The sequence below is a fragment of the Pseudomonas sp. NFACC43 genome, assembly GCF_900119645.1.
Lineage (GTDB): Bacteria > Pseudomonadota > Gammaproteobacteria > Pseudomonadales > Pseudomonadaceae > Aquipseudomonas.
On the sequence record NZ_FPKK01000001.1, the window covers coordinates 160,892 to 180,968 of the forward strand.

14 protein-coding genes and 3 pseudogenes are annotated in these 20,077 nt (G+C 62.9%); 11 read left to right on the top strand and 6 right to left on the bottom strand.

The window, feature by feature from the left end; translation table 11 throughout:
- Nucleotides 1–39 precede the first annotated feature (39 nt).
- From BT179_RS00645 to BT179_RS00670, 6 genes are all read left to right on the top strand, one after another.
- Entirely contained in the window at nt 40–1,605 is a 1,566-nt protein-coding gene (locus BT179_RS00645) for a M10 family metallopeptidase C-terminal domain-containing protein (RefSeq protein WP_053154026.1), read from the top strand.
- A 236-nt stretch (nt 1,606–1,841) separates the two neighbouring features.
- Complete coding sequence (locus tag BT179_RS00650) at nt 1,842–3,695, top strand: ABC transporter ATP-binding protein (RefSeq protein ID WP_072430498.1); 1,854 nt, start codon at nt 1,842–1,844, stop codon at nt 3,693–3,695.
- A 229-nt stretch (nt 3,696–3,924) separates the two neighbouring features.
- Nucleotides 3,925–4,716 carry an AraC family transcriptional regulator gene (locus BT179_RS00655; RefSeq protein WP_072394665.1) on the top strand — a complete coding sequence of 264 codons (792 nt, stop codon included), beginning with the start codon at nt 3,925–3,927 and terminating at the stop codon, nt 4,714–4,716.
- Between the two features lie 57 nt (nt 4,717–4,773).
- A complete protein-coding gene (locus BT179_RS00660) occupies nt 4,774–6,198 on the top strand; it encodes an NAD(P)/FAD-dependent oxidoreductase (RefSeq protein WP_072394662.1) in 1,425 nt (474 codons plus the stop codon).
- A complete protein-coding gene (locus BT179_RS00665; protein WP_072394659.1) occupies nt 6,195–6,536 on the top strand; it encodes a cupin domain-containing protein in 342 nt (113 codons plus the stop codon). The genes BT179_RS00660 and BT179_RS00665 overlap by 4 nt, the downstream gene beginning before the upstream one ends.
- 43 nt (nt 6,537–6,579) lie before the next feature.
- The gene (locus BT179_RS00670; RefSeq protein ID WP_072430497.1) at nt 6,580–7,653 is read left to right on the top strand and encodes a polyamine ABC transporter substrate-binding protein; all 1,074 of its coding nucleotides are present in this window, start codon (nt 6,580–6,582) and stop codon (nt 7,651–7,653) included.
- Between the two features lie 81 nt (nt 7,654–7,734).
- On the opposite strand, the gene BT179_RS27110 is transcribed toward BT179_RS00670, so the two are convergent.
- The 5 genes and pseudogenes from BT179_RS27110 to BT179_RS00685 all read right to left on the bottom strand — a co-directional run bounded on the left by BT179_RS27110 (nt 7,735) and on the right by BT179_RS00685 (nt 12,838).
- Entirely contained in the window at nt 7,735–8,589 is an 855-nt protein-coding gene (locus tag BT179_RS27110) for a sensor histidine kinase (RefSeq protein WP_371264371.1), read from the bottom strand.
- A pseudogene (locus BT179_RS27115) lies at nt 8,589–9,087 on the bottom strand (response regulator transcription factor); the annotation flags it as partial. The pseudogene BT179_RS27115 and the gene BT179_RS27110, both read right to left, overlap by 1 nt.
- 57 nt (nt 9,088–9,144) lie before the next feature.
- Nucleotides 9,145–11,451: pseudogene (locus BT179_RS27120) on the bottom strand (ATP-binding protein); the annotation flags it as partial.
- A gap of 24 nt (nt 11,452–11,475) precedes the next feature.
- Nucleotides 11,476–12,576, bottom strand: a complete 1,101-nt coding sequence (locus tag BT179_RS00680; RefSeq protein WP_072430495.1) for an ABC transporter substrate-binding protein — start codon at nt 12,574–12,576, stop codon at nt 11,476–11,478.
- The gene (locus BT179_RS00685) at nt 12,566–12,838 is read right to left on the bottom strand and encodes a hypothetical protein (RefSeq protein WP_143148671.1); all 273 of its coding nucleotides are present in this window, start codon (nt 12,836–12,838) and stop codon (nt 12,566–12,568) included. Before BT179_RS00685 ends, BT179_RS00680 begins: the two co-directional genes overlap by 11 nt.
- A gap of 246 nt (nt 12,839–13,084) precedes the next feature.
- Here BT179_RS00685 and gcvA point away from each other — a divergent pair, with 246 nt between their 5' ends.
- The 5 genes and pseudogenes from gcvA to BT179_RS00710 all read left to right on the top strand — a co-directional run bounded on the left by gcvA (nt 13,085) and on the right by BT179_RS00710 (nt 17,666).
- The gene (gene gcvA, locus BT179_RS00690; RefSeq protein WP_072430575.1) at nt 13,085–13,990 is read left to right on the top strand and encodes a transcriptional regulator GcvA; all 906 of its coding nucleotides are present in this window, start codon (nt 13,085–13,087) and stop codon (nt 13,988–13,990) included.
- A gap of 75 nt (nt 13,991–14,065) precedes the next feature.
- Nucleotides 14,066–14,893, top strand: coding sequence for a DMT family transporter (locus BT179_RS00695; RefSeq protein WP_072430494.1), 828 nt, complete (start codon nt 14,066–14,068; stop codon nt 14,891–14,893).
- Nucleotides 14,894–14,931: 38 nt separating this feature from the next.
- Nucleotides 14,932–15,694 (top strand): annotated as a pseudogene (locus BT179_RS00700) (SDR family oxidoreductase).
- Nucleotides 15,695–15,924: 230 nt separating this feature from the next.
- Nucleotides 15,925–17,175, top strand: a complete 1,251-nt coding sequence (locus BT179_RS00705) for an MFS transporter (protein ID WP_072430493.1) — start codon at nt 15,925–15,927, stop codon at nt 17,173–17,175.
- A gap of 98 nt (nt 17,176–17,273) precedes the next feature.
- Complete coding sequence (locus BT179_RS00710) at nt 17,274–17,666, top strand: ester cyclase (RefSeq protein WP_072430492.1); 393 nt, start codon at nt 17,274–17,276, stop codon at nt 17,664–17,666.
- Between the two features lie 64 nt (nt 17,667–17,730).
- Here BT179_RS00710 and treS read toward each other — a convergent pair whose 3' ends face one another.
- The gene (gene treS / locus BT179_RS00715; RefSeq protein ID WP_072430574.1) at nt 17,731–19,797 is read right to left on the bottom strand and encodes a maltose alpha-D-glucosyltransferase; all 2,067 of its coding nucleotides are present in this window, start codon (nt 19,795–19,797) and stop codon (nt 17,731–17,733) included.
- Nucleotides 19,798–20,077 lie beyond the last annotated feature (280 nt).

Here is a 20,077-nt window from a genome sequence, read left to right on the forward strand (position 1 = left end):
TAGAGTCAACGCTTTGCGATGCTCTAAAGGACTGGAAACATGGCCACCACCTACAGCGCCCCTGGGACGATGATCGTCGATATCGCGGGACATGCGGATAATGCCCAGGACGTGGTGATACAGCCCGATGGCTCGATTCTGATCGCCGGCTTCAGCCAGTACAGCGACGACCTGGACGAGGGCATGGACTTTTCGCTCACCCGCCTTCTTGCCGACGGCAGTCTGGACAAGGACTACGGCAACGCCGGCCGACAGGTGATCCACAAGCAGATCCCTCTCGAAAAGACATACACGCTTCAGGTCCAGGCCGACGGTGCGGTGGTGACTGCCCACGAAGGGCATGACGATACCGCCATCGTCCAGCGCTGGGGGCCGGACGGCAAAGCCGACCTCACCTTCAACAGCAATGCCGCGGCCAGCCTGCCCAGCGGGTTTGGTTCAGCCCCCCTGGTACAGGCCAAGGCCGACGGGGGCGTGCTGGTCAGTGCGCTGGAAGGTCACACCCTGAAAGTGGCCCAGCTGAATGCCGACGGCACCCGGGACATGGCGTTTGGCACGCAAGGCACCTTGACGCTGCAAGCCGACGGCACGTTCGAGTTCATGCAAGGCCTGACCCCGATGGCAGATGGAGGCCTGCTGGTCCAGGGCGCGCCCGGCTTCCAGAACAGCTTGCTCAAGTACACGGCCGATGGGGAATTGGATACCGACTTTGGCGAGGGCGGCATCGCGTCGCTGTCCTTTCTCGGCAGCTACCGTGGCGACGTGGCCATACAGGACGACGGCAAGATCCTGGTGGCCAGCACCAGCACCTTCAAGGATTTTGCCGTGACCCGGCTCAACGCCGATGGCAGCCTGGACCTCAGTTTCGGCAACCAGGGGACGGTCAGCGTCGACCTGCCCGGCGACTCGGCCCTGGCCAGCGAAATCACTTTGCTGGACGATGGCAGGATCCTGCTGGCCGGACACGCCTACGCCAACCATGGCAGTGACTTTGCTGCGGTTCGCCTGAATGCCGATGGCAGCCTTGACACGACGTTCGGCAGCACGGATGGCACCGCCAGACTGGTGGGCTCCTCTGGCGAGGATAAGCTGCAAGGCCTGGAAACCGATGAGATCCTGCGTGGCCTGGCGGGAGACGATCTGCTGCAGGGCAATCTCGGCCGTGACCTGCTTTCCGGTGGCGCGGGAAGCGACGTATTGCGCTATGCCAGCGTGGCCGACAGCTTCCGCTGCGCCGACAGTAGCGGCAGCGATCGCCTGCTCGACTTCAATCCCGACGAAGACCGTATCGATCTCAGTGCCCTGGGCTTCACCGGCATCGGCAATGGATACGACGGGACGCTGGCGATCCGAAACAATGCCGACGACACACGCACTTACCTGAAGAGCTTCGAGGCCAATGGCGACGGACAACGTTTCGAACTGGTGATCGACGGCAACGTTTCCTCCCGGCTCAACGAGAGCAACCTGCTGTTCAGTGCGGCGGACAACAGCGCGCCGGCCAGCGCCGATACTGGCGCGAAGTCCGCTGAGGTGCCCCCGCCGGGGCATGTGGAACTGACGTTGATAGGCACAGGTCCGAACCTGCATACGGACGTGGTCTGATCGGGTCACGGGCCAACCTTAGCTGGCGCCACTGCTCGCCGGGCAAGGCGTGACACGGTTCGCCCTTCAGCCCCCACTCGCCCCTCTCGTGAGGCTTTGCGGTGCAATGGGTCGGCCAATCATGGCTCATGTCCGGTTTCGTCCAGGTACGCCTTGGCGCGCCGCCCCTGTCTCGCGGCCCCTCAGGCAGCCGTTAAGTGGCAAAATCCCCTATCAAGAACTTTCCGGAGACCCCAATGCTTCGTGTGTTTGAACGAAGACTCGACCCCTTCCCACCCGATGAAGCCCCACCGCCCCCGGTCGGTCTGGTCCGTTTCCTGTGGGCCTGCACCCGAGGCGCTCGCGGCTATATCCTCGCTTTTGCACTGCTCAGCGCCGGCGTATCGATTTATGAAGCCTGGCTGTTTTCCTTCCTGGGCCAGGTCGTGGACCTGCTCTCGACCTGGCAGGCTGGCGGCGAGGCGCAAGCACAGGAAAGCCGGGTGCTGTGGGGTATCGGCATGGTCTTGCTCGCCAGCATCGCACTGGTGGCGCTGCGCACGATGGTGCAGCACCAGGTATTGGCGATCAATCTGCCGTTGCGGCTGCGCTGGGACTTCCATCGCCTCATGCTGCGCCAGAGCCTTTCGTTCTTTTCCGATGAATTCTCCGGCCGGGTGACCACCAAGGTGATGCAGACGGCACTCGCCGTGCGCGAGGTCCTGTTCACCGTCATTGAAATCGCCCCCGGGATCGGCGTGTATTTCATCGCGATCATCGCACTGGCGGGCGGCTTCGCCCTGAAACTGATATTGCCGTTCATTGCCTGGATCGTATTGTTCGGCCTGGCCATGCTGTACTTCGTGCCGCGCCTGGGGCAAGTCGGCCAGGAACAGGCCCATGCGCGCTCGTCGATGACCGGGCGCATCTCGGACGCCTACACCAACATCACCACGGTGAAGCTGTTCTCTCACTCCAAGCGTGAGGCGCATTTCGCCCGCGCCGCCATGGAAGATTTCAAGCTCACCGGCTTTCGCCAGATGCGCCTGGTCAGCCAGTTCGAGATCGTCAACCAGGCCCTGGTGGTCGCGTTGATCCTTGGCGCCGGCGGCTATGCCTTGTGGTTGTGGCACCAGGGCGAAGTCGGCACCGGGGCCGTGGCGGCGATCACCGCCATGGCGCTGCGCATCAACGGTATGTCGCACTGGATCATGTGGCAGATGACCTCGCTGTTCGAGAGCATCGGCACCGTGCAGGATGGCATGGAGACACTGACCCGCGGCCCCAAGGTGGTGGATGCGCCCGATGCCGGCGTGCTGGTCCCCAAGGGCGGCGCGGTGACGTTCGATAATGTCAGCTTCAACTACAACGGTGAGCGCCAGGTGCTCGATGGTCTGAGCCTGCATATCCGCCCGGGCGAAAAGATCGGCCTGGTGGGCCGTTCCGGTGCCGGCAAGTCGACGCTGATCAATCTGCTGCTGCGGTTCTACGACGTCGACAGCGGAGAGATCCGCATCGATGGCCAGAACATCGCCAGGGTGACGCAAGACAGCCTGCGCAGCGCCATCGGCATGGTCACCCAGGATACCTCCCTGCTGCACCGCTCCATCCGCGACAACATCGCCTACGGTCGCCCGGAGGCCACCGATGAACAGATCCGTGCGGCGGCAGCCAACGCCCAGGCCGATGGGTTCATCCGTCAACTGAGCGACCGGCAAGGCCATAGCGGCTATGACACCCTGGTGGGTGAACGCGGCATCAAGCTGTCGGGGGGCCAGCGCCAACGTATCGCGATCGCCCGGGTGATGCTCAAGAACGCACCGATCCTGTTGCTTGACGAGGCCACCAGTGCCCTGGATTCGGAAGTCGAAGTCGCCATCCAGGAGAGCCTCGATGAAATGATGGAGGGCAAGACCGTCATCGCCATCGCCCATCGACTCTCGACGATCGCGGCCATGGACCGGCTGATCGTCATGGATGAGGGGCGCATCATCGAACAAGGCACCCATGCCGAACTGCTGGCGAAAAACGGCACTTACGCACGGCTGTGGCACCACCAGAGCGGTGGATTCCTGGGTGAGGACCAGGGCGTGGCCGAGGCGGTGGAGTAACCGCGCCCTGTCGCGGGCCGATTGCAGCGACAAGCCAGGCCCGTAAAGCGATGAACCGCAACTTTGCGGCGCAGGCAGCAAGAAACGGACAGGCCGGCTCGGCGGGTCCGCATGAACGACAACGAATGCGTCCAGGCAGGCACCCGCTCCTGTCACCGCAGCCGTGCCTTCCAAACCGGAGGCCTGCCAAGTAATCTGAAGTTCTCCGATCGAAGACGTTGGCCCGTTCATGGCTTGCCCGCCCGATGACACCACCCGCCGCACTCGCGATACCGTCCTGCGCTATCACCTGGCCTGGAAACATCGGGACCTGGAGGCGATCATGGCGCTGTACCATCCCGATGTGCAGTACAACGACTTCTTCCAGAACCGCACCATGGGCCTGGCGCAATTGCGCGTGTATGTGACAGGCACCCTGCCCCGGCAGCCGGATGAATACCTGGAGCACACCGATCGCATCCGGGCCGACGGCAGCACAGCCTTCATCCAGTACCAGACCGCACTGCAGGGCAGCGGCCAGCGGGTGGTTTTCCGCTCCAGCGAAGCCATCACCGTGCGGGACGGGCTGATCTGGCGGGTCAATGAATACGCCTCGCTGGTGCATGAACACCCGCAAGCCAATGCCAACCGGGCGCCGGCCATCAGCAAGCTGGGGTTGTCGGCCCGGCAGTTGACCTACATGGCCCGGGACCTGGACGAGTACTTCCAGCGCCAGCAACCCTTCCTCGATCCGGAGCTGGACCTGCAGACGGTGGCGGCAGCGACGGGTTACAGCCGCAACCAGATGTCATACCTGCTCAACCAGGTGCTGGGCCAGAGTTTCTACCGCTACGTGAACCAGGCCCGGGTGCAGTATCTGCTGCGCCGCCTGGCCGAAGAAGGTGAAGCGATGCCCATGGATGACCTCGCTGCCGATGCCGGCTTCAACTCCACCTCATCCTTCTACAAGACCTTCCGCGCCCATACCGGCTGTACTCCCAAAGCCTGGCTGAAGCTGCATTGCACGCGTACCCGCAGATAAGACAGCCGAAGAAGCCGTTGCCTAAACTCGTGCCTGAATCGGTAAGCGGGGTATGGCATGGGCGACTGGCGCGGTGTGAGTTTGTGGATGGAGCAACTCGAGGAGCCACTGGAGCCGAGGCCGGCATTGGCCGAAGATCTCCAGGCAGACGTGGCTATCATCGGCGCGGGCTACACCGGACTCTGGACCGCCTACTACCTCAAGCGCCAGGCTCCCCACCTGAATATCGTGATCGTCGAAGCCCAGATCGCGGGCTTCGGTGCCTCCGGCCGCAACGGAGGCTGGTTGATGGGGAACCTGCAGGGTGAGGACCGCCTGCTGGGCGCACTCTCGCCGACGGCCCGGGCAGAAGGTTTCGAGCTGCTGCACGGCATACCGGATGAAGTGGCGCAGGTCTGCCAACGGGAAGCGATCGACTGTGACCTGCGCAAGGGCGGCGTACTGTATTGCGCGGCCCGCTACCCCGAACAAGAACGCCGCCTGCGCGAACAACTGGATGGCTATCGGGCCCTGGGCCTGGATGACGCGGACTATCGCTGGCTGGACCGCGAGGAGCTGGATGCCCAACTGAAAGTGGCCTCTGCCTACGGCGGCCTGTATTCGCCCCACTGCGCCACCGTCCAGCCAGCCAAGCTGGTTCGTGGATTGGCGCGAGCCGTGGAAAAGCTCGGGGTGCGGCTTTTCGAACAAAGCCCGGTATCGAGCTGGAAGCCCGGAGAACTGTCGACCGCCCAGGGGAAGGTCCGCGCCGACTGGATAGTGCCGGCACTGGAAGGTTACTCCAGTGAACTTGCGCCCTTGGGCAAGCACCTTGTCGCTGCGCAAAGCCTGATCGTCGCCACCGAGCCGCTGTCGCCAGACCTTTGGGCGCGAATTGGCCTCAGCCATGGGCAGGCTTTCAGCGAGAACAGCCGCCAAGTGACCTATGGCCAGCGTACCCGGGACAACCGCCTGGTATTCGGTGCCCGCGGCGGCTACCGCTTCGGCGGCAGACTGCGTCAGGACTTCAACCTCAGCGGTGCCGAACGCGACCTGCGCCGGCAACTGTTCGGTGACCTGTTCCCGGAACTGCGCCAGGTACGACTGACCCATGCCTGGGGAGGCAACCTGGGAATCGCCCGGCGTTTTCAGCCCCACATGCTGGTGGACCGCCGCCAGCAAGTGGCGCTCTCGGGCGGCTATGGCGGCGAAGGGGTCGGCGCCAGCAATCTGGGCGGACGCACCCTGGCCGAGCTGATCCTCGGTCGTGAAAGTGTGCTCACCCGCCAGCCATGGGTCCTGGCCGAGCGCTCCATTGCCTCGCTGCCGCGATGGGAGCCCGAGCCTCTGCGCTGGCTTGGCTACAACGCGATCATTCGCAGTTTTGTGCTGGAAGACCGGCTACTGGCCAACCTTGAAACCCCACGGTGGCGGCGAAAAATGGCTGAAGGCCTGGCGTCCACCATGGAAAGCCTGATGCACAGTAAGGAGCCCTTCGCATGACCATCGAACACTTCCCAGACACCGCAGCACTGCCCTTGGGCCAGGCCCATCCGGTCGCAGTGCCGTTGGGTGAACCGGTGGCCCACGTATCCAGCAACGCAGTGGAACGCACCGACGGCGTCGAGGCCGGGGTGTGGGAATGCACACCCGGCCGTTGGCGCCGGCAAATCGTGCAACAGGAGTTCTGCCACTTTATCCAGGGACGTTGCACCTTCACGCCGGATGAAGGCACGCCCATCGATATCCAGGCCGGCGACGCGTTGATGTTCCCCGCGAACACAACGGGCATCTGGGACGTACAAGAGACCGTTCGCAAAAGCTACGTACTGATTTTCTGACTGCCCCTTCCATAACGCTTAGAACAAAGGTTGAGGTATCTGTATGTTGAAAATGATCGCTCCATTGCTACTGGTCAGCGCCGCCGCACAAGCGGCGGATACCGTAAGGATCTACAACTGGAGCAGCTACATCGCCCCGGATACCTTGCAAGCGTTCACGGCCAGCACCGGACATCCCACTCAGTATGACCTGTACGACAGCAACGAAATGCTCGATGCCAAGTTGATGGCGGGGCACTCGGGCTACGACGTGGTGTTTCCGTCCAACCACTTCATGGCACACCAGATTACCGCGGGTGCGCTGAAGGTCCTGGATCGCAGCCGCTTACCCAACTGGAACAATCTCAACCCGACACTGATGAAGGCCCTGGAAGCCAACGACCCCGGCAACCGCCACGGTTTTCCCTACCTATGGGGCAGTACCGGCATCGGTTATAACGTCGACAAAGTCAAAGCCGTACTTGGCGACACGCCCGTGGATTCCTGGGACCTGGTGTTCAAGCCGCAAAACATGAAAAAGCTGGCGCAGTGCGGGGTGGCGTTCCTGGATAACGGGCCGGAAATCCTGCCGATCGCCTTGAATTACCTCGGCCTGCCGCACCACAGCCAGCAGAAGGCCGACTACGCCAAGGCCCAGGCCTTGCTGATGAACGTGCGGCCTTACATCAGCTACTTCCACAGTTCCAAGTACACCGGCGACCTGGCCAATGGCGATGTCTGCGTGGTGGTGGGCTTTTCCGGTGACGTGATGCAGGCCGCCTCGCGCGCAGAGGAAGCTGGAAACGGCCAGAAGATTGCCTACGTGATTCCCAAGGAAGGCTCGCCCATGTGGTTCGACATGGTCGCCATGCCCGCCGATGCGCCGAACGAAGCAGCCGGATACGCTTTCATGAATTACCTGCTGGACCCAAAAGTGATGGCCAACATCAGCAACCACGTGCACTACGCTAACGGTAACGCCGCAGCCGAGTCCCTGGTAACCCCGGCCATCAGGGAAAACCCGATGGTCTACCCGCCGCAAAGCGTGATGCAGAAACTCTTTGTACTCCAATCCGTACCGCTGCAGGTCGACCGCATGCGCACCCGCATCTGGAGCACGGTTAAAAACGGCGGTTAGTTCCGGGTCGGCAACCCAGGGACAACACTGCGACAGCGACAGGTCGGATGTTTCGGTCCGGCCTCCATTCGCGTACAGAGCCTAGTCCTGCGGAACATCGAGGGGGATATCGAGGGTGAACGTTGCGCCGTGTCCGGCCCCCTCGCTGTGCACGGTCAAGCGGCCGCCCATTTCCTGCGCGGCGAGGGCGCAGCTATGCAGGCCGAAACCATGGCCGTCCGGGCGCGTCGTGAAGCCATGGGAGAAGATCCGCGGCAGGTGCTCCGGCGCAATCCCATTGCCGTTGTCGGATACCGTGATACGCAAGGTCGGTCCCTCGGTGAGGCAGGCACTGAAGGTGATGCACGGCTTGCGATCGAGCACGCCGCCCAACGCCTGCCTGGCATTGCTGATCAGGTTCACCAGGATCAGCAATACCCGGTGTCGGTCCAGGGACAGCAGGGGCAGGTCGGCAATCTCCTTGACCACCGCCACCTCCTGGCGCGACCGTGACCCGGCACTCATGCGCAAGGCGTCGTCGATCAGCTGCGAGACAGGCACTGTCTCGACGATACTGACGGCAACGGCATAGGACTGCTGGGCAGCGACAATGGTTTTGATATGGTCGATGCCCTTGGTGAGCTGCCCCAGCTCCTCGATGATGCCCTGCTGCTCCACTGTCACCACGTCCGCCAACCTGATCAGGTACTCGGGCAGCAACTTTCCCTTTTGGTCCCGGGTGAGGAAATCGCCCAGGTCATCGATGTGTTCGTTCATCATCTGGGCCACCCTGGCCAATCCCTGGGCCTTGGAGGCGCGCATCTGGCTGCTGACCAGTTCCGCCGAAACGTTCACGCTGTTGAGGACATTGCCGACGTTGTGCAGCACCGTCGTGGCGATCTCGGCCATGCCTGCCTGGCGAGACTTCGCATTCAGTTCGGTCTGCACCTGGCTCATGCGCAGCGCCGCACGGACGCGGGCCTTGAGCTCCAGGGGCGAGAAAGGCTTGGCGATATAGTCGTCGGCACCACTCTCCAGGCCGGAGACGCAGGCCTCGGCGCCGCCGCGGGCAGTCAGCAGGATCACGGGGATATGGGCGAACCCGGCGCTGGCCTTGATCCTGGCCGTCAGGCCAAAGCCGTCGAGCTCCGGCATCATCACGTCCGAGAGCACCACATCGATCGGTCGGCGCTGCAGTATCGCCCAGGCCTGTTCGCCATTGGCCGCAGTGACGATGAGGTAGTCATCGCGCAACAGTTCATGGAGGTAGCCAAGCATTTCCGGGCTGTCATCCACCACCAGTACCCTGGACTGCAAGGCGCCCTCCGGGCGTTGCTCATCATCTGCGCCTTGCGCTGAAGCCCGGGCGTCGCCACTGCCATGGCGACCGTCGTCGAAAAGCAGGTGGCGCTGCTCGGACGTGACCGGGGTGGTGGGCGACGGCAGCTCCTGCATAGCGCTGGCTTCGCTCGACACGCTGTCAGGCTCGGCCCCCCGCGCAAATCGGACAAAGAAGCAAGAACCCCGTCCTGGCTCACTGTCGACGCCCACCTCGCCTCCCATCAGCTCGGCGAGATCCTTGACCAGGGCGAGACCGATGCCTGTGCCGCTGTAATGCCGTGTGGCGGAATTATCGATCTGGGAAAAACGCTGGAACAGCAGTGGCAGCTTGTCCGGCGCAATGCCGATGCCCGAGTCATGCACCGCGAATTCGAATCGGTCATCATCGAGAGCGCTTACCGCCAGATGCACGGTGCCGCCGGCGGGCGTGAACTTGATGGCATTGCTCACCAGATTGAGCAGGATTTTCTCCAGGTGTCGGGGGTCCAGGAACACCGTGCCGAGGGCAGGATCGATGTGACAGGTCAAGGTGCAGCCCTTGCCCTTGGCCACCATGGCGGCATCCTCGGCCAGCACCCCTACCATCCTGTTCAGGTCGATGGGCTCCGGACAACATTCGAACTTGCCCGCTTCGGCCTTGGAGAAATCGAGGATATCGTTCACTCGATTCATCAGGCGCAGCGCGTTGCGTTGGGCGCGCTCGATCTGCACACGCCAGTCCGCCGGCGGGCTGCTCGCCGCCGAGAGCTCTTCCAAGGGAGCGAGAATCAGGGTCAGGGGGGTGCGCAGTTCGTGGCTGACCGTGGCCACGAAATCGCTCTTCGCCTGGTTGGCCGTCTCGGCCTGGTTGCGCGCCTGAATCAGCTCGACGGCCTGGGCCTCCAGCAACTCGGTCTGCCGATGCAGGGTGTCGGTCCGCTCGGCGACCATTCTCTCCAGCGAGGCCTGGACCTGCTGTCGCTCGGCTTCGGCCTCGGCTTCCAGTACCCGAATGCGCAAGGCGTTCTCCTGGAATACCCGGACGGCGCGGGTCATGATCCCGATTTCATCGCCGCGTTCGGCGCTGGCGATCTCGGCATTCAGGTCACCGGCGGCCAGCCGGCGCATCACCGAGGCCAGGGCCACGATGGGCTGCGCGACGAACCGTGAGGTGCTCCAGGCGATGGCGCCGGCCAGCAGGATGGCGACGGTACCGGCGATGATCGTCGCAAGCATGCCGCGATCCTTGTGGACCTGGGCGTCCGACCGCGCCTGCCCGGCGAAGCGCGCAACCAGCAGGCCGGCGCTCCGTGCCTCGTTGCGAACCTGGTCGCGCGCATCGCTCAAGGCATTGCTCGCCTGGTGGAACCTGGCGAATGCCGCCCGGTAGCCGGCAATCTGGTCGCTGACCGTCAGCGGCGTCGCGTTGCCTTGCAGCCCCACGGAAGACGGGAGCACCCGCGAAAAACGGGAAAGTTCGTCCAGGATGAGGCCGACGGAACTGGCGACCTCGGCCGATGGCGACAGGCGAAACGACAAGGTCTGTGCCTCCAGGGTGGCAACACGCTCGGCGAAACGCTTGGACAACGCGGCTGAATTTTGCAGCAAGCCGGTGGCGGCCTGGATATCGCTGGCGTCGTGGGCAACCTGCTGGTCCGTTTCGCCCAGCATGGCTTCGAGGCGCCCGGTCGCCTCCCCGACGGCAGCGAGATGCCCCAAGGCCTCGCCTCCCCGGAGCCTGGGCGCATCGCCAAGCCGCTCGAGCGCCAGGCCGGCCGCGGCGACCGCCGTCGCCAGTTGCTCCAGTGCCTGTGTCTGCTGCGGCGTTCCCATCAGCTCACGCAATTGCTCGACCACCGGCGGGAGTGCGGCGCAGGCATTGCGCGCCGCCGTGGCGGCCGCCCCATCACCGGTCGCCAGCAGCCTGGCCACATTGGCGGTGATGATCCGTTCGCCGTTGCGCAGGATATCCAGGATGCGGTGCGAGTCTTCGATGTCGCTCACCCGTGCTGCGTGATCGGCGGCACGGGCCCCAAGGGTCTTCAGCCCGTCGGCGATACCCCGCTCGACGAGGATCGTCACCTCTCGCATCCGGCCGTAGTGGGCCGTCATGTTCTCCGTCTCGCCATCCATGGTCAGGGTGGCCGCCCGCAACGCCGCGATCGCTGTGGCGAGCCGCTCCAGACTGCCCTTGAGCGATTGCGCCTCAGCCACCGGAATGGCGCCGAGGGCGGCGATAGCCTTTGCCACCATGCCTTCGGCCTGGGACAGGCTTTCCTGGTCGCGAGTGGCGATGAAGTTTTCCACCCGCCCGGCGGCTCCGTTGACCGACGCCAGAATTTGCGCCGAATGGCTGGTCGAATCCACCGCCCGCACCATGCCTCGAAGGCCGTAGAGGTTCACCAGCGACACCGTCAGCATCAGGAACACCAGTGCGGCGACCGCCAGGCCAATCCTGACGGCGATGGGCCTGTCCGTGGCTGATTTGAATGTGAACATGGCGCCTCGCCTCCTCGCCCGCCCCTACTGCTTCGCGGCCTCCGGCAAAGGCGCTGGCGGCGCCGTCCTGTCAAGGGCCGCGTCGATCATCGCCGCAACGGAGGCCTGGCTATAGGAAGGGTTGGCGGCGCCGCCCACCGGCATGGTGGCGAGCCAGGTGTCCAGGTCCTTCGCATCGATACGGACCAGCGGCACCTCGACGAACTTCGGCACCTGCTTGCCCGCCAGGATCTGCTGGGCCACCCAGAAACCCACCTGGGAAACGCTCGGGGAAGCGGAGACCGAGACCGTCTCGTAGCCATTGGCATCGCGCTCCTGTTTCCACAGGGCGAGTTCGTCCTGGCGGTTGCCCATCACGATGATCGGCAAGGGCCGTCCCGCCGCCTTGAACGCCATGGCCGCTCCATAGCCGTCGCCCCCCTGGGTCGCGACGGCATCGATGTCGGGCAGCGACGGCAGCGCCAGCGCCACCTCCTTGCGTGCGACGGAAGCCGTCCAGTTGCCGTACACGGTCTTGGCGAATGTCAGGCCCGGATAGTCGCTGGCAGCCTTGTGAATGCCGTCGCTGATGTTCTTGTCGGTGGCATCACCGGCAATGCCGCGGATCTCCAGCAGCGTTCCGTTGCCCTTGAGACGCTGGGCGATGTAATCGATTTCCACGCGGCCCATGGCGGACCAGTCGTAGTCCACGGTATAGACGCAGCGTTCGGTGACCAGACTGGCCATGACCACCACCACGATGCCGGCGTTGCAGGCATCGCGGATCACCCCGTTGAGTGCCGTGTCGGACGCGGCCAGGATGACGATGGCGTTGACTCCCTGGACGATCATGTCCTGGATATGGGCCGCCTGCTCCGACGCCGAGTTGTTGGCGCTGACCACTGGCGCTTCCCGGATCAAGCCCTCCTTTTGCGCCTGGACCGCAACTTCCCGCCAGTTGCGCACCATCACCTTGCGGAAATCACTGCCCGCGTAGGAGTTGCTGAAGGCAATGCTGTAGCTGGCGGTAGGGCCGCCGGCGATGCCAGCTTCGCCTGCCTGGGCTGGATGGGCGGCAAGCATCGCCAGCCCGGCCAGGCAACCGGCGAAGCGCCCCATGATCTCCTGGAACGGCTTAGTGTTCATGCGGTTCTCCATTACGCTTGGGATTCGTGCCCGAATCATCGAGGTGTTCGCTGATCGGGTCGCCGAGGGCAGTGTTGATACGGATGAAACGATCGAGTCCAGGCAATACCACCAACCGTTCGCTGGGGCGCCTGGAAAGGAAAATCGACGGGGTCAAACGGTCGCCCGATAAGGCGTCATGGGAAGAACCGAACACATACAGACTCCTTTCCCTGGTGGCTGATACCTGAAACCGATGGATTGCTGCAATGGCGATGAGCATAGCCCCAACACGCCCGCTTCGCCCGCAGCCGGGGAGGACTTCAGCCAACGGAGCGATACGCTCGTGACACCTGGGCGACTGAGGGGGCCTACCCTTCGGGCGGTCTGGGGAAAGCATCCGGCGGCCCGGTTGCCAATGGCTATCCAGGCGTTGTCGGCACCGGCATCCCCTCCATCCAGGAGATGCTCTATCATGAGCGAACGTTCATGTCATGCCTATCTGCCGACTAGCCGGGACACTGTATTCATGAGAGACCTGCCGCCGACCGCGACACTGCGCGCCTTTGAAGTCGCCACCCGACACACGACCTTTACCTCTGCCGCCAATGAGCTGCACGTCACGCAAAGCGCGGTCAGTCACCAGCTCAAGCATCTCGAAGCGCTATGGGGGTTGCCGTTGTTCGAGCGCGGCAAGTCATTGAGCCTCACCGCAGCGGGTGCCACGCTGGCGCCCATCGTGCGGGAGTTCTTCATGAGCCTCGAAGCAACCCTGGCCGATCTGCGGGAGCAAAAAGGCAGGGTCCGGCTCGAAGTCAGCACCACGTACTCCTTCGCCCTGAAATGGCTACTGCCCCGCTTGCCGGGACTTTCTCGCCAGCATCCCGAATTGCTGGTGTCCCTGGACACCACGGACAAGATCATCCATTTCTCCAGTGCCCAGGCGGATGTCGCGATCCGGCTCGGCAAAGGCACTTACCCGGGCCTGTATTCGGAATTCCTGTTCGGCGAGCAGGTGTTTCCGGTGGCGAGCCCCGATCTGCTGCAGCGCTTCGGGACACCGCGCAGCCCTGCCGAGCTGTTGCACTACCCGCTGCTGACCCGTGATGGCGCCGAGCTGGTACCGAAATGGGAAGCCTGGTTCGAAAAGGTCGGGCTGGAATTCCTGCCGCTCAAGGAAAGCGTCCGGTTCGGGGACACCAACATGACGGTCGAGGCCGCTTTGCTCGGCCAGGGCGTCGCCCTGGTGCGCAGCGGACATGTTGAAAACGAAATGAGCGATGGCCGCCTGGTGCGGCTGTTCGATGTGCCGTTCCCCTCGCCACTGGCCTACTACTTCGTTTGCCCGAAAGGCACCGAATCGCAACCCCACATCGTCAGCTTTCGCCAATGGCTGCTCGGTGAGGCGCTGAAATTCCAACGGGCCCATGGATGATGCATGAGCATTCATTCATGAAACGATGAGGAGACTTCGCTGTAGTTCCCGCAGACGGGCTGCCTAGAATGGTGCATGCCTATCCATATCACCTTGCTGGTTCTCTTCGCCGCGCTCCTGCATGCCAGCTGGAACGCGCTGCTGCGTGGCGGTGCCGACCGACTGTGGTCGATGACGATCATGTGCGTCGCCATCGCTTCGGTCAGCCTGGTCTGCGCAGCGTGCATGGCGCCACCGGCGGCGGCCAGTTGGGGCTATGGGGGGCTGTCGGCACTGCTGCATATCGGCTACAACCTGTTTCTGGTGCGCAGCTATCGGGTCGGTGACCTGGGGCAGGTCTATCCGATTTCGCGAGGATCGTCCCCGGCGTTGATCACCCTGGGCGCCGCTGCCTTTGCCGGCGAAAGCATTGCCCCCGAGGCATTACTGGGTATCGCCCTGGTATCGGGCGCAATCATTTCCCTGGCCTTGCGGGGGCGCAGCCTGTCGGTGCCCAGCCTTCCCTATGCGCTGGGAACGGGCTGTTTCATCGCGGCCTACAGCGTCACCGACGGCATCGGCACCCGTCTTTCCGGCGCGCCGCTCGCCTACACCGTGTGGATGTGTGCCCTGTGGGGCTTGCTGATGCCTGCGGTGTACATCGGCTTGCGTGGTGCCCGCAGTCTGTTCTCCATCAGGCCCGGCATGGGCGCCGCCCTGGTGGGCGGAGTGGTCTCCTTGCTGGCCTATGCAATAGTCATCCACGCCATGAACGAAGCCCCCATGGGCGCGGTATCGGCATTGCGCGAAACCAGCGTGCTGTTCGCCGCGTTGATCGGCTACGTGTTCCTTGGCGAGACGCTGACTGCCCGGCGGATGCTGGCGTGCGCAGTGATCGTCAGCGGCATCCTCTTGATCGGCTGACATAACCGGTTTTCCTGACGCTATAGGAGGTACTCACGATGAACAACGTCTCCCAGGCACCGTTGATACTGATAACCGGCGGCGGTCGTGGAGTGGGCGCCGCCACCGCGCGGCTGGCCGCCGCGCGAGGTTATGACGTCGCGATCAGCTATGTTGCCAACCAGGCCTCGGCACTGGCGGTGGTGGCGGATGTGCAGGCATTGGGGCGCCGGGCGCTGGCCGTGAGGGCCGACAGCGCGGACCCCGGCCAGGTGGCCGACTTGTTCACGGCCATCGACCGCTCGTTCGGCCGCCTCGATGTGCTGGTCAATAACGCCGGGGTCCTGTCCGTTCAGTCGCGCCTGGAGGATCTGGGCTTCGAGCGCATGCAGCGCATCTTCGCGGTCAACTCCATCGGTCCGATGCTCTGCGCCCAGCAGGCAGTGAAGCGCATGGCCTACCGGCACAATGGTGCGGGCGGCGTGATGATCAATGTCTCCTCGGCATCGGCGCGCCTCGGCAGCCCCCAACGAATATGTCGACTACGCGGCATCCAAGGGAGCCCTGGAAACCTTCACCATCGGGTTGGCCAAGGAGGTCGCCCGGGAAGGCATACGCGTCAACGGCATCCGCCCCGGGCACATCTACACCGAAATGCACGCCAGCGGCGGCGAGCCGGGACGTGTCGATCGCGTCAAGGACACGATTCCCATGGGCCGCGGTGGCCAGCCGGAGGAAGTGGCGCGGGCCATCCTGTGGTTGGCCAGCGCGGAGGCATCGTTCGTTACCGGTACGTTCCTGGATGTGACCGGGGGGAAATGAGCGGGTAGGCCGGATCCGTCCGTCCCGCCAGGGCACTACCCACCCCGGAATTCTCCGGCCGATTGACTGAGCGGCGCTGTCGGACGGGTCAGGTGGATTTGAACGGATCAGGCCCCTGGCGGTGGCAGATTAAAAGCTGCCCACTCCCCGGAACATCCATTGTTCGACGCGCCTCGAAGTGATGCCGTCCCTGAACCCATAACCTGATAGCCACCCTGGAGGAGATGGCTATGACGCACCCCCGTTTTTTTGGACAGACCGTACTGACCTGCACGTTCATCCTGGCAATGATTGGTTGGGGAATCGGTTTCTATGGGCCGCCGATCTACATGCAAGCGGTCATGGATCGCACGGGTTGGCCAATCGCCCAGGTCTCGACTGCCGTCACCCTGCACTTGCTCAGCGGTACGATTGTCATCGCCAACCTGCCGAAGCTTTACGCACGATTCACAATCCCCGGCATCACCCTGCTGGGCAGCATTGTCCTGGGCATCGGCGTGAATATCTGGGCTCATGCCAACCAGCCCTGGGTGCTGTATGCCGGTGCCGTCTGCTCGGGTATCGGCTGGGTCACGTTGGGTGCCGTTGCCGTCAATACCCTGATCGCTCCCTGGTACGTCAAGGAAAGACCCAGGGCGTTGGGCAAGGCTTACAACGGCGCCAGCATGGGTGGCGTGATCTTTTCGCCGTTGTGGGTGCTGCTGATCGAACGTTTCGGCTTTGCCACGGCAGCGTGGATGATCAGCACCATCGCCGTACTGCTCGTCGGTGTCTTCGCCTTCCTGGTGTTCAACAAGAGCCCACAAAGCCTGGGGCAACATCCCGATAACGCAGACCGGCCGGAACCTGTATCGATCGATGCCAGTGCAACCCCTTGGACCCTCCTGCAGACGTTCAGGTCGGCCAGTTTCCGCAGTCTGGCAGTCGGCATGTCCCTGGGGCTTTTCGCCCAGATCGGCCTGATCGCGCACTTGTATTCGATCCTGGCGGGACGCATGGGAGCCCATGACGCCTCCTTCGCCATGGGCCTGGCCACCGCCAGTGCGATGGGCGGGCGATACGTCGCCGCACGCCTCATGAGCCGAGGCATGAACCGCCGCCAGTTGGCCTGCCTCGGCTATGCCATCCAGATGCTGGGCACGCTGCTGCTTGCAGTCCTGGACCTTCATCCCATGGTGGTCTGGATAGCCGTGGTACTCATCGGCTCGGGCATTGGCAATGCCACCTCCCTGCCCCCCTTGATCGCACAAACCGAATTCAGCCGCGAACAAATAGCCAGGGTGATCGCCCTGATGGTCGCGATCAGCCAGGCCACCTACGCCTTCGCCCCGGCATTTTTCGGCGTGCTGCGCTGCGCCTTCACCGATCCCGGTCACGCGATCCGAGCCGTGGTAACAGCCGCGGTCGTGGTGCAGGTGCTGGCCATTTTTTCGTTCTATCGGGGAGTATCCATTCGCCCTTTCAAGAAAGTCGTTTCCTGATCTGTCGCATTCGAAGATTCAAGTACGACAGGCTCTGGATCGCATTGACTGCTGCAAGGTCATACGGTCATGGCTAACAGAACGGAGTAATCGCCCTTATGACTTCGAACCTTGCAGCGCTTTATAACGCCTACATCGCCTGCCTGAATGCACAGGACTGGGAAAACCTGGGCCACTTCGTGCACCCGGATGTGGTTCACAACGCAAAGCCACTAGGCTTGCACGGCTATCGCAGCATGCTGGAAGCCGACTATCGGAACATTCCCGACTTGCGCTTTGAAATCCAACTGCTGGTGGTCGACCCACCCCGGCTGGCAGCTCGCCTGGCATTCAATTGCACGCCGACCGGAGAGTTCCTGGGCCTTGCGGTCAACGGGACACGGATCTGCTTCGCGGAAAACGTTTTCTACACGTTCGAGGACGGCAGGATCCGTGAGGTCTGGTCGGTCATCGACAAGGTCGCGATCGAAGCCCAGCTTCCATCGGCGTAGCGGATACTCAAGGCCGCAGGTCGGTTGAGCATCGACCTGAGCAACCACCTCGATTTCCCGAGCCCTAGATCATCGGTGAGCTGCTCACCACCCGCAGCGCCAGCCCCTCGAACGCATCCAGCGTGATGGTGAATTCGCCTTCGGGCGTCAGGTCGCCTTCGACCCGTTCATTGATGATGTCGACCACCGGCCCGGGTGCGATATTGGGCAGGTGCAGGGTCTCAGTGATCGGGGTCGAACCGAAGTTCAGCGCGGTGATCTGCGTCCCTTTGCCAGCCGGCAGTTCGTGAACCATGATCAGCAGTCCTGGGTGCTCGACGTCCGGAATCAGTATCTGGCGACTGGCGGCGATGTCATAGGCACGGCGCGCAGCGAGGATCCTGCGCAGCTGCGAGACGAACGAATCCGGATCTTTCAACTGACCTGGCAAGCTGCCGTACAGGGTCTTCGGACGTGGCATCTGACCGGCCGACAGTGTCGCATCAGGGTTGAGGTCCACCAGGTCGTAGGCACCGCGGTGAATCCAACGCGTGTCGCCGTCGCCCATCAGATGCTCGACCTGTTCGGCGGGCAACGGCAACGCGCCCACCAGGTCCCAGCCAGACAATGCGAATACGCCGGGCTGCATCGCGTTATACATCACCAGCAGCAGGTGAACCTGGCGAATCTGCTGGATATCTGCCGTCGTAATGGTGTCGAGATCGCGAATTCCCAGCGCCGCCGTGATGATGCTCGCCGTGGTGCAGGACACACCGTTGGTGACGAACTTCAGATTGTAAGGCGCATGCTCTCCAGCGAGGCGTTCGTACATCTGCTCGCGGATGTGCTCACGCAGGATGTTGCCGGGGAAGGTCTGCCCCTGATAGAGGTAAGTATCGTGCGCGTGCAGGGTCCAGAAATGCACCAGTTCCAGGGTCAACTCATCATGATTCTGCAGCGCATGAATCAGCGAGCCCGGATCGATGCCTAAGGTGTGCATCTGGCGCAGCATCAATCGCAGGAACTCCGTGTCGCCCGTCAGCAAGGCATGCTGGTAGGCGGGTCGGGTGATGAAATCGTAGGACAGATCCGCCCCTCCGTGGGACATGGCGGCGATGTCGTCTACGGTCAGGTTCAGTTCCTGGAAACTGAATCCGCCGGCCTTGCGAATCGCTCCAGCGAGCAACTGGTTTGCGGTGATCGATAGCGGATGGCTTTCGGACCAGGCGGACCCCTCGAGCTTGCGCTCCACGCCGAGAAATCCGTTGGCGTCCAGACGCAGGATTTTCGCCCCCGAGACATCGATGGCATGCAGCGCGTCGCCGATGATCATCTGTTGAGCGGCAAAGGTCGGATCCAGCCAGTTCAGTGAAGGTTGCCCTTCCTTGAAGTAATGCAGATAGACCCAACGCCGGGGCTTGCCGTCGACCCCCATCACCACCGGGGTCGCACTCCAATCGGTTTCCTTGACGCCCGGTTCGAAGAAGATCACCCGTTGCAACTGTCCGACGATGTAATGCTTGTCTCGCAGAACGTCCACCTGCTGCGGGGTGAGGTTCTGCGCATCGCGTCCCTCGGCAATGTCGGGCAGCAGCGGCCAGTCCTCCTCACGGATTTCCACCATGTGGTAGAGCCCCGGGTAATCCTCATACGCCATCTCGGCCAGACGAAAATCCGCACCCTTACCGGTATGAGACGGGATGACATCCTCGATGACGACCGCATTGTGCGCGGCGGCCATCCGGGTCAATGCTTGCAACTGCGCCTCGGTGCCCAATTGCGGGTCGATGTCGAAACTGATGCGGTCAAAATTGCCGTCGATCGTAGGTGTGTAGTCAGTGCCCGAAAGGCCACCGGACCTTTTCAAAGGGCCATTGTGAATGCCCTGGATACCGATTTTCGACAGCGCATGCCATAAGGTCTCATCCCCCAGCGCTTCAAGCACAGTGCCATTTTCGCGGGTAACGATGGAAGCCGGATACGCGGTGAACCACACCGAAGCCAATGCCGAGGCGTCGCGAGGCCGGGTATGCGCATAAGGCTGCTGCCACAATCGACCCTGACCCGAGTAGAGCCTGGCGCGCTTCCTCGCTGCATTGAGCATCGATTGCTCGATCAGCCAGTCGACATGGTTTTTCTCAGCTGCCGTCATGGACACCATCACCTCCGTCAAGAAAACCGCAGGCGCCAGCTCTTCAACCGAGGCGCCGCTCGTTTCCATATGAGGCCGCTACGGGACATTCGTTGCATCGAATCAGGAGAAAGCCTGCCAGACGCAATCGGCCAGGTCGGAGCGAAGCTCGATCGGCTTGAAAGTGCGGGCTTCGGACAAAACACCAGGACGATGCCTTGCTGGGGGTGATTGCACTGCAACCTCCCATATCCCTTCGCAGCGGACGCGCAGCGTTCAGCTCGGCAGCTCTCGACGCTGC

Coding starts and splice junctions, on each gene's coding strand:
- BT179_RS00660 (WP_072394662.1), top strand. CDS start 4,774: ATGGGCGACTGGCGCGGTGTGAGTTTGTGGATGGAGCAACTCGAGGAG.
- BT179_RS00710 (WP_072430492.1), top strand. CDS start 17,274: ATGACTTCGAACCTTGCAGCGCTTTATAACGCCTACATCGCCTGCCTG.
- BT179_RS00680 (WP_072430495.1), bottom strand. CDS start 12,576: ATGAACACTAAGCCGTTCCAGGAGATCATGGGGCGCTTCGCCGGTTGC.
- BT179_RS27110 (WP_371264371.1), bottom strand. CDS start 8,589: ATGAGCCAGGTGCAGACCGAACTGAATGCGAAGTCTCGCCAGGCAGGC.
- gcvA (WP_072430575.1), top strand. CDS start 13,085: ATGAGAGACCTGCCGCCGACCGCGACACTGCGCGCCTTTGAAGTCGCC.
- BT179_RS00645 (WP_053154026.1), top strand. CDS start 40: ATGGCCACCACCTACAGCGCCCCTGGGACGATGATCGTCGATATCGCG.
- BT179_RS00685 (WP_143148671.1), bottom strand. CDS start 12,838: ATGCTCATCGCCATTGCAGCAATCCATCGGTTTCAGGTATCAGCCACC.
- BT179_RS00665 (WP_072394659.1), top strand. CDS start 6,195: ATGACCATCGAACACTTCCCAGACACCGCAGCACTGCCCTTGGGCCAG.
- BT179_RS00670 (WP_072430497.1), top strand. CDS start 6,580: ATGTTGAAAATGATCGCTCCATTGCTACTGGTCAGCGCCGCCGCACAA.
- BT179_RS00695 (WP_072430494.1), top strand. CDS start 14,066: ATGCCTATCCATATCACCTTGCTGGTTCTCTTCGCCGCGCTCCTGCAT.
- treS (WP_072430574.1), bottom strand. CDS start 19,797: ATGACGGCAGCTGAGAAAAACCATGTCGACTGGCTGATCGAGCAATCG.
- BT179_RS00705 (WP_072430493.1), top strand. CDS start 15,925: ATGACGCACCCCCGTTTTTTTGGACAGACCGTACTGACCTGCACGTTC.
- BT179_RS00655 (WP_072394665.1), top strand. CDS start 3,925: ATGGCTTGCCCGCCCGATGACACCACCCGCCGCACTCGCGATACCGTC.
- BT179_RS00650 (WP_072430498.1), top strand. CDS start 1,842: ATGCTTCGTGTGTTTGAACGAAGACTCGACCCCTTCCCACCCGATGAA.